Raw genomic sequence first — 11,770 nt, forward strand, 5'->3', positions numbered from 1 at the left:
CCGCATGCGCCGATTTTTCGTCGCGTAGCCCTTGTGCGTCCAACGAATAAAAACCCGCCTTAGGCATAAGAAAAATTTGTCACCCGAGCCTTGCCCATGAACCTGAAGTTTCTCGAGACCTTTGTCTGGGTCGCCCGACTGAAGAGTTTTCGTCTGACCGCCGACAAGCTGTTCACCACCCAGGCGTCAATCTCCAGCCGCATCGCGGTGCTTGAAGGCGAGCTTGGGGTGAAGCTGTTTTTGCGCGATTCGCGCGGCGTGAGCCTGACGCCCGAAGGCTTGAAAGTGCTGGACCATGCCGAGCAGATGCTCGACACCATGGCCGCGCTGAAACAATCGATCGAGACCCGTTCGAGCAAGATCGGCCGGGTGCGCATCGGTGTGATGGACACGGTGATCCACACCTGGCTGAGCCCGTTGGTGGCGCAGATGACCGATGTTTATCCACGGGTAGAAATCGAATTGGTCGCGGATACCGCACTGAACCTCTGCGATCAACTGCAAAAAGGCTTTCTCGACATCATTCTGCAGACTGACCTGATCCGCCATGAAAGCGTGCGCAGTCTGGAGCTGGCCAGTCATCCGCTGGGCTGGATCGTCGCCCGCCAGTCAATCTACCACCGCGACTACGCCGACCTCGCCGAACTGGCGCAGGAACGCATCATCACTTATTCGAAAAACTCGCGGCCGCATCAGGACTTGCTGGCGTTGATGCAGGCCAATGGCGTGCTGGCGCCACGTTTGAATTGCGTGAATTCGGTGTCGGCGATTACCCGACTGTTGCGCGACGGATTTGGTATCGGTGTGTTGCCGCCCGTGCTGGTGGCCGAAGAGCTGGCGCGCGGGGATTTGATCCTGCTGAATATCGATCAGCGTCCGCCTGATTTGCAGGTGGTGGTGTCGTGGCGGATCGGGGTTGAGTGGGTCGAGGAGATTGTGCCGTTGTGTCGGCAGGTGTTGGCGGACTATGCGCAAAAGGTGGGCAAGGACTGCATCACCCTCACGTCATGATCGTTCCCACGCTTTGCGTGGGAATACGTTCGGCTTGAAAGGGACGCAGAGCGTCCCGGGCTGCATTCCCACGCAGAGCGTGGGAACGATCAAAGGCCGCGCACGTCGCGGTCTTCGATCGGCCGGCTCTGGCGCAGGCGGCGGCCGCCAAGCACTACCCAGTCAATCAGGCGGAACAGGCATTCGATGCCGAACGACAGCAGCAGCGCGCCGCTCATGCCCCAGATCATCGCTTCCGGGGTTAGCAGAATCTGATAGCTGTAGCCGTTCCAGGTTTCCTTGCGAATGTCCGGATCGGCAGCGAGCATCACTTGCAGAAAGCGGATGTACCACGGCCCTTGCATCGCCTGGAATTGTTTATCCAGCGCAACCTGGCGGGTGAGCAAGGTGTTCAGGCTGTCGGCATCGCTGCGGAATATCGGGTCTTCGCTGGCGCGGTAATGCGCGACCAGCGCCTGCATGTCGCCTTTGAAAAACTGATCGGCCGTGCCCTGGAAGCCACGCAGGCCGGTTTGCGCTTCGATCAGATGCGCTTCGACGCGTTTTGCATAATCGTTGATGAACCCCGGCACCTGGACACCGATCAACAGGCCTGCCGCAAACAACACCAGCCGTACATAACTGAGCAACATGAGGTGCAATCCTTATTCGGTCTTGCCCTGGCTGACGCATTCGCCGCGTCGCCACAGGCTCCATTGGCCCGGCTCGTAGCGGGTCCAGGTTTCGTTTTCGGTCAACGGTTCGGTGGCGATCACCGTCACCACGTCGTTGGGCGTGGTTTCCGCCTGGAAGTCGACGATCACATCGACATCTTTCAGCCGCGCCGGGCCGAACGGTGCGCGCCGGGTGATCTGCGCCAGTTTGGTCGAGCAATAGCAGAACAGCCAGTCGCCATCGCTGAGCAGGCAATTGAACACGCCTTTGCTGCGATATTCGGCGCAGGCCGCGACCAGGTCCGGCAACAGCACTTCGATATCGACCGGCTCCGGGAACGCGGCGCGCACGCGATTGAGCAAATCGCAGAACGCCGCTTCGCTGTCGGTATCGCCGACCGGGCGGTAGAAACTCTTGATCGGGGTGAATTCGGCGAGCTGACCGTTGTGCGCGAAGCACCAATTGCGTCCCCACAGTTCGCGAACGAACGGATGGGTGTTGGACAGGCAGACCTTGCCGACGTTGGCCTGACGAATGTGGCCGATGACCACTTCGCTCTTGATCGGGTAGCGCTGCACCAGGTTGGCGACTTCCGACTCGCTGCTTGCGGCCGGGTCTTGGAACAGGCGCAAGCCGCGACCTTCATAAAAAGCGATGCCCCAGCCATCGCGATGCGGGCCGGTACGACCGCCGCGCTGCATCAGGCCGGTGAAGCTGAACACGATGTCGGTCGGCACGTTGGCACTCATGCCCAGTAATTCACACATGTGCGGACTCTCGGGTTACAGACGCGGCTCGACCCGCATGCGCTGCGGAGTGTTCGGCACTGGCGGGCGCCCATAGCGGTCGTCACCGGCACCGCCGAACGGCTGATCGTCGTCGCGCTCATCGGCACGCGCCGCAGCCTTGGCCGCTTCGGCCTTCTCGCGGCGTGCTTTGGAGGCACGCTCGATCGGTAGCCGTATCAGTACGAACACCAGATAAACGCCGAAGGCGATCATGCCGTACATGAACAGGTCGGACACTGCCCGCCAGGCGTTGTTGCCAACCTTGAACAGCAGGTCCAGGGCGGTGATGGCGATGGCCGGCGCGACCTTGGCTTTCACCGGATCGACGATGGTCGGGCTGAACAGCAACACCGCCATCAGCACACGTAGCGGCTCGCGCAACCAGCGCCACATCCAGGTGGTCAGGCGCATCCATACCAACAGGCAGCCTACGGCGGCAAAGGCGTAAAGGCCCCAGGCGATCAGATAGTCGTTCTCGGTCATGGTGTCCATGGCAAGGCAGGCAAAGAGGCGCTTATAGTAACGACTTTTCGCCCATGCGGCTTGTCCCAATAGACACACACCCTGTAGGAGTGAGCCTGCTCGCGATGGCGGTGAATCAGTCAGAGTGGATTTGAATGACACACCGTTATCGCGAGCAGGCTCACTCCTACAGGGTTTTGCGGGGGCTTCAAGACCCGCGAATACCCTGATTCCGAATTGTCCGAGAGCCTTCCATGCCCGATTCCGCCAATGTCATGACTGCCCCGATTGCCCACCGGGCGCCCGGCGCCGACCCGTATGCTTGGCTGCAGGAGCGCGACACCGACGCGGTGCTCGACTACCTCAAGGCCGAAAACGCTTATCAAGAAGCGCAAACCGCCGATCAGGCCGAGCTGCGCGAAACCCTGTTCAACGAGATCAAGGGCCGGATCCTCGAAACCGACCTGTCGCTGCCGTCGCCGTGGGGTCCGTACCTGTATTACACGCGTACCACCGCGGGCGACGAATACGCCCGGCACTATCGCTGCCCGCGTCCGGCCGACGACAGCCTGACTCTCGATGAAAGCCGCGAACAGCTATTGCTCGACCCGAACGCCCTGGCCAACGGCGGGTTCTTTTCGCTGGGCGCGTTCAGCATCAGCCCCGACCATCAGCGTCTGGCCTACAGCGTCGATGCCGCGGGCGATGAGATTTACACGCTGTTCGTCAAAGAGCTGTCCAGCGACCGCGTCAGCGAGCTGGAATTTGCCGACTGCGACGGCAGCATGACCTGGGCCAACGACAGCCTGACCCTGTTTTTCGGCGTGCTCGACGACACGCACCGCCCGCACAAACTGTTCCGTTATCGCCTCGACGGCACCGCAGCCGAAGAAGTGTTTCATGAGCCGGACGGGCGTTTTTTTCTGCACTGCTATCGTTCAAGCTCCGAGCAGCAATTGCTGCTGTCGCTGGGCAGCAAGACCACCAGCGAAGTCTGGGCGCTGGATGCCAACCAGCCGCACCTGCCGTTCACCTGTCTGGCGCCGCGGGTCGAAGACCATGAGTACGATGTCGATCACGGCATGCTCGACGGCGTCTGGACCTGGCTCATCCGCAGCAACCGCGACGGCATCAATTATGCGCTGTATCAGGCCCCAGACACTGGCGTGGCGCCGAGCGAAGCTGACTGGCAGAACCTGATCCCGCACAACGACGAAGTGATGCTCGACGGGGTCAGTCTCAACGCCCAAGCCATGACCCTGAGCCTGCGCGAAGGCGGCCTGCCGATCATCGAAGTGCACCCGCACGGGCTGGCGCCGTATCGCGTGCAATTGCCGGATGCGGCCTACAGTCTTTATGTGCAAAACAGCCTGGAGTTTGTCAGCGACCGCATTCGTCTGCGTTACGAAGCGTTGAACCGCCCGGCGCAGGTGCGCCAGTTGATCCTCGCCACGGGCGAACAAACGGTGCTCAAGGAAACGCCGGTGCTTGGCCCATTCGATGCCGATGCCTACGTCAGTCAACGCCTGTGGGCGACCGCGCCGGATGGCACGCAAGTACCGATCAGCCTGGTGATGAAACGCGAGATGCTCGGCAAACCGGTGCTGCTGTATCTTTATGGTTACGGCGCTTACGGTTCCAGTCTCGATCCATGGTTTTCCCACGCACGCCTGAGCCTGCTCGACCGCGGCATGGCCTTCGCCATCGCCCATGTGCGCGGCGGCGGTGAACTGGGTGAGGCCTGGTACCGCGCCGGCAAGCAGGAACACAAGCACAACACCTTCAGCGACTTCATCGCCTGCGCCGAGTTTCTGATTCTCAACGGCATCACCACCGCAGAAAAACTGGCGATCAGCGGCGGTAGCGCCGGCGGCCTGTTGATCGGCGCGGTGCTGAACCAGCGTCCCGACCTGTTCGGCGTGGCGATTGCCGAAGTGCCGTTCGTCGACGTGCTCAACACCATGCTCGACCCGGAACTGCCGCTGACCGTCACCGAATACGACGAATGGGGCAACCCGGAAGATCCCGACGTTTACGAGAGGATCAAGGCCTACGCCCCGTACGAAAACGTCACCGCGCAGGCTTATCCGCCGCTGCTGGTGATCGCCGGCTACAACGACAGCCGCGTGCAATATTGGGAAGCGGCCAAGTGGGTGGCGAAATTGCGCGCGACCAGGACCGACAACAATCCGCTGCTGCTCAAGACCGAACTGGGCGCCGGGCATGGCGGCATGAGCGGGCGTTATCAGGGATTACGTGACGTAGCGCTCGAATATGCGTTTGTGTTCAAGGTTTTGGGCCTGGCCTGAGGAACTCTGTGGGTGGCTTGGGTCTTAACTCCAGACCCGAGCCTTCCACAGAACCCATGTAGGAGTGAGCCTGTTCGCGATAGCGGTGTGTCAGTCACCTGTGATTTGAATGACACACCGCTATCGCGAGCAGGCTCACTCCTGCAAGTGGACCGTGTAACGCCTGAAAATGTGAAAACAAAAAGACCGTGACGACATGTCAGAACCGACCTTACTGAACAACGAAATCCGCGACTGGCTGATGGACTGCGGCCTGTTCGACCAATTGCAACTGGCCGATTTTGCCGCCGCCTCCGGCTACTTCAGCATCAGCACCGTGGCGCAAGGCGAAGCGATCTTCCACGAAGGCGACGCTGGGAGCTTCATGTGCATCATCCACACCGGCCAGGTGGCGGTGCAGAAAACCGGCGCCGACGGTCAGGTCATCACCATGGCTACATTGCGCAGCGGCCGGGCCTTCGGCGAAATGGCCGTGCTCGACGGCGAGCGGCGCTCGGCCACCTGCATCGCCGCGAGCAACTGCCAGTTGCTGAATCTGGGCAAGGATTCGCTGGAAAAAATGCTCAACGACGCGCCGAAAATCGCCGCGAAGATCATCCGCGCCCTCGCCGTCTCGCTGTCGAAACGCCTGCGCATGGCCGATGGCCAACTGGCGGCGCAACAGGTTTAACCGCCCGGGGATTTGGCCTTGGTGCCGCTCGGTTCGATGCCCGGCACCGGTTGATCCTTGCTCGGTGGGCTGGGCATTTCGATCGGCACCAGCGGCGGGCTGCCACTGCCGGCGCCGGACTTGGGAATGGTAATCGGCGTGATCTGCGGATACGGCGTCGGTGTCGCGGTGCCGGGCGAACCGGGTTGCGGCGTCGGGCTGACCGGAATCGCCTGCTGCGCCTGCGCCGCAGTAATCGCGAGCGCGGCCAGGGCAATGACCGTTAGAATGGTGCGCTTCATCAAGGGCTCCGTTTGGCCTCTAGTCTGTGCTCAGGCTACTCTCAACGCGCCTGCTTGCCTTCCCCCCTGTAGAGATTTCCATGAAACGTTTCGTTCTGCTCGACACCACCCCGATCCCTGAAAGCGGCGGTGCCCTGTGCCTGTTCGAGTATGGCGAGGATTTCGTCATCAAGATCCAGGGCGGCGACGGCGGGCAATTGATGAACACGCGCATGCACGGTTCCGAGGATGCGCTGGCCGAGATTCCGTGCCGCAAGGTTGCCGGGCGGCCGGATTCGCGCGTGTTGATCGGCGGCCTCGGCATGGGTTTCACCCTGGCTTCGGCGCTCAAGCATCTGGGCAAAAGTGCCGAGGTGGTGGTCGCCGAGCTGGTGCCCGGCGTGGTCGAATGGAACCGTGGCCCGCTGGGGGAAAAATCCGGCCGGCCATTGCTCGATCCGCGCACGGTGATCCGCCAGGAGGACGTGGCCAAGGTGCTGCAGAGCGAACCCAACGGCTTTGACGCGATCATGCTCGACGTCGACAACGGCCCCGAAGGTCTGACCCAGAAGGCCAACAGCTGGCTGTACTCGGCTGCGGGCCTGAATGCTTGTGCCAAAGCGTTGCGCCCTAAAGGCGTGCTCGCGGTGTGGTCGGCCAGTGCTGACCGGCAGTTTTCCGACAAATTGAAGAAGGCCGGTTTCAAGGCCGAAGAAGTCCAGGTCTTCGCCCACGGCAACAAGGGCACCCGCCACACGATCTGGATTGCCGAGAAGCTCAAGGGCTGAGCTAAACTCCGCACATAACCGTCATCAGTCTTTCTACAAAGGTGAACCCATGAGTTCGTCCACCCCCACCAACACGTCGAAGCTGGACCGCATCCTCGCCGACAACCAGCGCGACAAGGAAATGGGCTACCGCGACAAAGCCCTGAAAATGTACCCGCATGTCTGCGGCCGCTGCGCCCGTGAATTTTCCGGCAAGCGCCTGAGCGAACTGACCGTGCACCACCGCGACCACAACCACGACAACAACCCCCAGGACGGCTCGAACTGGGAGCTGCTGTGCCTGTATTGCCACGATAACGAGCACTCGCGTTATACCGATCAGCAGTACTTCGGCGAAGGCTCGCTGAGCACGCCGAAAATCGCCAAAGCCACGCACAACCCGTTTGCCGCCCTGGCCGGGCTGATGAAAAAGAAGATTAACGATCTTCATCGCCTGAACTGGCCCCATCGCTGGCAAGCCAGCTCCCACAGTGATCAGGGTCGTTCACACATTTTGTGTGTATCCCGGAAAACCTGTGGGAGCTGGCTTGCCAGCGATGAGGTCGAGCCAAACACCGCAGATCTCGAATCTGCCCGCCCTCCCCCAATCCCCGTATAATCGCGCTCTTTTTCCCGAAGGCACCCCGCTCGTGGCAGACAAACGGTACAGCTGCATTGGTTTGTATAACCCCAAATCACCCGAGAACGTCGGTTCGGTGATGCGCGCCGCTGGCTGCTATGGCGTGGCGTCGGTGTTCTACACCGGCAAGCGCTATGAACGCGCCGCGGACTTCGTCACCGACACCAAACGCGTGCACTACGACATTCCGCTGATCGGCATCGACGATCTGAAAAAGATTCTCCCGCTCAACTGTGTGCCCGTCGCCGTGGAGCTGGTCGAGGGCGCCCGCCCGTTGCCGGAATACACTCACCCGGATCGCGCGCTGTACATCTTCGGCCCGGAAGACGGTTCGCTGGACAAAGAGATCCGCGACTGGTGTGAAGACGTCGTGTACATCCCGACCACCGGCTGCATGAACCTTGCCGCCACGGTCAACGTCGTGCTCTACGACCGCATGGCCAAGGGCCTGAACACCCGCTCCGGGCCAAAATTCCGCTGAAGCGTCGCACATTCGATGGAACAAGCTGATCGCCTTGGCAGTCAGCTTGTTTATCCATCATTGATTGCCTGGAGAACCATCATGTCCGAGCTCAAACGCGTCGAGCGTGTCGAATCGACCCCGTTTCAATCTCATTCCAACCAGAACGTCCACGGCTGGGAACGCATTGGCTCGTTGACCGGCGGTATGCTGATGGTCGGCAAAGGGCTGCGCCGCGGTGGTGTGTTCGGCCTGATTCAGGTCGCCCTGGGCGGCATGGCCATGGCCCGCGGGATTACCGGGCACTGCTCGGCGAAAAGCCTGCTGGAGAAAGGTCGTCAGGACATGAATAACGTACGGGCGAAGATCGAGCGTGCCGGCGAAGAACTGAACAGGCTGAAAACCAATGCCGAGGTGGCGACTGAAACCGCCACCGTCACCGGCAATGATTCGCTGAAGTCGCCGAAAGCTGCGGTTTGAGCTGAAACCTGTAGCGCTTCTGCCGGCCCCATCGCTGGCAAGCCAACTCCCACAGGGGTTTTGGGTTGTATTCAAGACGAATGTACGACTCGAAAACTTGTGTGAGCCAGCCTGCTGGCGATAGCGGTCTGACAGGCACCTCTCCACATCAAGCCTGACCTTATGCTCTACTCAACCCGCGCGAAAGATCAGGTGATCCTCCCAGTCATCCTCCGGCACGCTGCCCTCGGCCAGCATGCGCCCGGACTGGGAAATCCGCTCATGGTGCACCGCGTCGCGATCGCCACACACCAGGTGATGCCACAACGGCAGGTCCTTGCCCTCGCTGACCAGGCGATAGCCACAGGTCGGCGGCAGCCATTTGAACTCTTCCGCCTGACCCGGCGTGAGCTGAATGCAGTCGGGGACGAACTGGATGCGGTTCGGATAATCGCTGCACTGACAAGTTTTCAAGTCCAGGAGTTTGCAGGCGATGCGCGTGTAGTAGACGCTGTTGTCGTCTTCGTCCTCGAGTTTCTGCAGGCAGCACAGACCGCAGCCGTCGCACAGCGATTCCCATTCCTCATGATCGAGCTGATCGAGGGTTTTGCGTTTCCAGAACGGTTCAACGATGGCGGCCATGGCTCAAACATCAACATCAGGTGGTGAAAAGGCCGCCAGTCTAGTGCCAGCGGGCGTATGGGGCCAAGCATTGGCGACTGCCGGTAAAGCGCCTGTTTGTTCTGAGCCACCTACAAAACCCTGTGAGAGCCAGCAGGCTGACTCCCACAGGCTATGGGCATCTTCAGGTCAGCGGTAAATCAATAACCGCGATCGAAATCCACTTCGCCGCGCAACGCCTCACCCGCCTGATATGCCTTCAGGTTGTCGACAAACAGTTGCACCATCAACGCCGGTGACGTCGGCGCCGAACTGTGCCCGGTCAGCAACAAGCCCCACGCCGTCCAGAACGGATGGCGCTGCGGCAACGGCTCCTGCCGGCAGACGTCGATCACTGCGCCGGCCAGATGCCCTTCTTTCAGGGCTTCGACCAGATCGCCGTCAACCACGGCGACACCGCGCCCGGCGTTGATGAACAACCCGGTCGGCTTGAATTGCTTGAACAGCGCCGCATCGTAGATATCGTGGGTGTGCTCGGTGTTGGGCAGCAGATTGACCACGTAATCGACCTCCCCCACCAGGCGCGGCAGATCGGCCATCGAGCCGACTTCGACAAACGGCGCCTGCTCACGGGCGCTGCTGGCGATGCCGTACAACTCAATGCCGAACGGCAACAGGAACTGCGCCACGCTCTGGCCGATATCGCCAGTGCCGACAATCAGCACCTTGCGCCCGACCAGACTCTGGCCGCTGCGGTTATCCCACTTGCGCTCGACCTGGCTGACCAGGCGCGCCAGCACTTCGCGTTCATGACCGAGGATGTAGGTCAGCACGTATTCAGCCATCACCTGCCCGAAGATCCCCACCGCGCGGGTCAGGCGATAGTCGCGGCGCAAGCCGTCGGCGAGCAGCGGCGTGATCCCGGCCCAGGTCGATTGCAGCCATTGTGGCTGATGCCCTTGGCGCAACAGCGTCGCCAGCAGGTCCGGCTGGCCCAGCCACACCGGGCAATCGGCGGCCTGCCGCGCCAGTTCGGCGGAGTCGCCGCTGGTCAGTACTTCAAGCTCGGGCGCTGCCTGACGCAGCAGCCGGGCGTATATCGCGTGGTCGTGTTCAGCAATCAGAACGCGCATCTTCAAACCTTTCGCAAGCCGTGCAGACGGTCGCCGGATTCCGGCGGCCATCGCGGTAAAAACAGTTCCAGGGGGAATCGAGGCTCAGAACAGAGCCCCGCCAATCAGACCGGGTCGTTGCGACGCAGCAACTCTTCGGGCAAGTGTTCGATGTACTCGTCCTCGGCTGGCGGCATCTGCAAGTGATAGCCCTGCTTGTCGAGGTTTTCCAGGACCACGGTAATGTCTTCGCTGGCCAGTTTGCGCTCAGGCGAGAGCACCAGATCGAAGGAATGTTTCGCTTTACCGAATGCCAGCATCAGCGCTTCCGGCACGCGTTCGAGCGCATCGCTTTTGAGCACGTAAAGGTACATGCCGCTGCGCTTGGAGCTTTGATAGATGGAGCAGATACGTTTCAAGGCTATTCTCCGACCGTGGCCAGGCTGTCGAGCAGCTTCTGGCCCATGAGTTCGCGGCGCCAGCCACGCAACGACTCGGGCAATTGGTAAGGCCCCTCGGGGAAGCCGCTTTTGATCAGCGCTTCGAGGGTTTTCTTGCGCAGCATCAGTTCCGGCGCGATGCCCAGACGCTCGGCCTCGGCCTGACCCAACGCACGCAAGCGCTTGATCAGCGCAGCGGCTTCAATCGGCAACGGCTCCGGCACGGCAGGCGGCCATTGATCAGGCCCCACACTGCCAGAGCGCTTGATCAGATCAAGCAGAAACTGACCATCCTGACGCACGGTACGCGGGTGCATGTCTTCGATCTTGCCCAGCGCGGCGAGATTGTCCGGTTGCGTGCGGGCCAGCGGCCACAGCGAATGCTCGCGGATGATACGGTTGCGCGGCAGATCGCGGGCACGCGCCTCGCGTTCACGCCAGGCACACAGTTCACGCAGCACGGCCAGTTGCGCACGGGACAGTTTCCACGCCAGTTTGGCTTCGCGGTAAACCTCGTACGGATCGGTTTCGCGACGCAGGTTGGCGACCAGTTCAGCGCCATCTTCCAGCACCCACGCAAATTTGTCGGCGGACAGCCTGGGCTGCAATTCGACGAACACTTCGGCCAGATGCACGGCGTCTTCGGCAGCGTAGCTGATCTGCGTCTCGGACAGCGGACGTTGCAGCCAGTCGGAACGGGTTTCGCCCTTGGGCAGTTCGATGCCGAGCACTGATTGCACCAACCGCGAATAACCCATCGAGAAACCGAGGTTCAGGTACGCGGCAGCCAATTGGGTGTCGAACAGCGGCGCCGGCAGACTGCCGGTCAGACGCAACAGCACTTCGAGGTCTTCGCTGCAGGCGTGCAGCACTTTCAGCACCGCCGGGTTCTCCAGCAACGCCGCCAGCGGTTGCCAGGCATTGATGGTCAGCGGATCGATCAGGTAGGCGCGTTTGCCGTCGCCAACCTGCAGCAGGCCAGCAATCGGATAGAAGGTGTCGACCCGCATGAATTCGGTGTCGAGGGCAACGAACGGCAGCTGCTGCCACTCAGCGCAAAACTGCGCGAGGCTTTCGTTGTCGCGAATCCAGTGAATATCGATAGCCACACGGCTCT

The 11,770-nt window shown here is 61.2% G+C and carries 14 protein-coding genes and 1 pseudogene; 7 read left to right on the top strand and 8 right to left on the bottom strand.

All coding sequences use genetic code 11. The features are described from left to right. The first annotated feature begins 96 nt into the window (after positions 1–96). The gene (locus M0746_RS18395) at positions 97–1,011 is read left to right on the top strand and encodes a LysR family transcriptional regulator (protein ID WP_258450147.1); all 915 of its coding nucleotides are present in this window, start codon (positions 97–99) and stop codon (positions 1,009–1,011) included. An 89-nt stretch (positions 1,012–1,100) separates the two neighbouring features. Here M0746_RS18395 and M0746_RS18400 read toward each other — a convergent pair whose 3' ends face one another. From M0746_RS18400 to M0746_RS18410, 3 genes are read right to left on the bottom strand one after another with little or no spacing between them, the layout of a single operon-like run. After that, on the bottom strand, positions 1,101–1,643 hold the full coding sequence (locus M0746_RS18400; RefSeq protein ID WP_258450148.1) for a DUF2937 family protein: 543 nt from the start codon (positions 1,641–1,643) through the stop codon (positions 1,101–1,103). 12 nt (positions 1,644–1,655) lie between these two features. After that, on the bottom strand, positions 1,656–2,432 hold the full coding sequence (locus M0746_RS18405) for a class II glutamine amidotransferase (protein WP_186532168.1): 777 nt from the start codon (positions 2,430–2,432) through the stop codon (positions 1,656–1,658). A gap of 15 nt (positions 2,433–2,447) precedes the next feature. After that, a complete protein-coding gene (locus tag M0746_RS18410) occupies positions 2,448–2,945 on the bottom strand; it encodes an MFS transporter (protein ID WP_258450149.1) in 498 nt (165 codons plus the stop codon). Positions 2,946–3,169: 224 nt separating this feature from the next. On the opposite strand from M0746_RS18410, the gene M0746_RS18415 reads away from it, so the two are divergent. Both M0746_RS18415 and M0746_RS18420 read left to right on the top strand, forming a co-directional pair. Beyond that, complete coding sequence (locus M0746_RS18415) at positions 3,170–5,224, top strand: S9 family peptidase (RefSeq protein WP_258450150.1); 2,055 nt, start codon at positions 3,170–3,172, stop codon at positions 5,222–5,224. A 196-nt stretch (positions 5,225–5,420) separates the two neighbouring features. After that, positions 5,421–5,894, top strand: a complete 474-nt coding sequence (locus tag M0746_RS18420) for a cyclic nucleotide-binding domain-containing protein (protein WP_090282232.1) — start codon at positions 5,421–5,423, stop codon at positions 5,892–5,894. On the opposite strand, the gene M0746_RS18425 is transcribed toward M0746_RS18420, so the two are convergent. Then, the gene (locus M0746_RS18425) at positions 5,891–6,175 is read right to left on the bottom strand and encodes a hypothetical protein (protein ID WP_208938338.1); all 285 of its coding nucleotides are present in this window, start codon (positions 6,173–6,175) and stop codon (positions 5,891–5,893) included. The genes M0746_RS18420 and M0746_RS18425 overlap by 4 nt on opposite strands. Before the next feature lie 80 nt (positions 6,176–6,255). Between M0746_RS18425 and M0746_RS18430 the strand changes: the two genes are divergently transcribed. The 4 genes and pseudogenes from M0746_RS18430 to M0746_RS18445 all read left to right on the top strand — a co-directional run bounded on the left by M0746_RS18430 (position 6,256) and on the right by M0746_RS18445 (position 8,501). Continuing rightward, entirely contained in the window at positions 6,256–6,942 is a 687-nt protein-coding gene (locus M0746_RS18430) for a spermidine synthase (RefSeq protein ID WP_258450151.1), read from the top strand. A gap of 49 nt (positions 6,943–6,991) precedes the next feature. Then, positions 6,992–7,357 (top strand): annotated as a pseudogene (locus tag M0746_RS18435) (YajD family HNH nuclease); the annotation flags it as partial. Positions 7,358–7,571: 214 nt separating this feature from the next. Next, entirely contained in the window at positions 7,572–8,042 is a 471-nt protein-coding gene (locus M0746_RS18440; protein WP_007911337.1) for an RNA methyltransferase, read from the top strand. Positions 8,043–8,123: 81 nt separating this feature from the next. Beyond that, on the top strand, positions 8,124–8,501 hold the full coding sequence (locus M0746_RS18445) for a YgaP family membrane protein (protein WP_258450152.1): 378 nt from the start codon (positions 8,124–8,126) through the stop codon (positions 8,499–8,501). A gap of 171 nt (positions 8,502–8,672) precedes the next feature. Here M0746_RS18445 and M0746_RS18450 read toward each other — a convergent pair whose 3' ends face one another. The 4 genes from M0746_RS18450 to rnd form a co-directional block, all read right to left on the bottom strand. Next, positions 8,673–9,122 (bottom strand): YcgN family cysteine cluster protein, encoded by a 450-nt coding sequence (locus M0746_RS18450; protein ID WP_258450153.1) that lies wholly within the window; start codon positions 9,120–9,122, stop codon positions 8,673–8,675. A 179-nt stretch (positions 9,123–9,301) separates the two neighbouring features. Beyond that, a complete protein-coding gene (locus M0746_RS18455) occupies positions 9,302–10,234 on the bottom strand; it encodes a D-2-hydroxyacid dehydrogenase (RefSeq protein ID WP_258450154.1) in 933 nt (310 codons plus the stop codon). A 104-nt stretch (positions 10,235–10,338) separates the two neighbouring features. Beyond that, positions 10,339–10,632: a YcgL domain-containing protein gene (locus tag M0746_RS18460; RefSeq protein WP_203421116.1), complete on the bottom strand. Its 294-nt coding sequence runs from the start codon at positions 10,630–10,632 to the stop codon at positions 10,339–10,341. Between the two features lie 2 nt (positions 10,633–10,634). Next, positions 10,635–11,762 (bottom strand): ribonuclease D, encoded by a 1,128-nt coding sequence (rnd, locus tag M0746_RS18465; RefSeq protein WP_258450155.1) that lies wholly within the window; start codon positions 11,760–11,762, stop codon positions 10,635–10,637. Between the last annotated feature and the right edge of the window lie 8 nt (positions 11,763–11,770).

Origin of the sequence: Pseudomonas sp. S11P7 (genome assembly GCF_023195435.1) — a bacterium.
Lineage (GTDB): Bacteria > Pseudomonadota > Gammaproteobacteria > Pseudomonadales > Pseudomonadaceae > Aquipseudomonas > Aquipseudomonas fluorescens_G.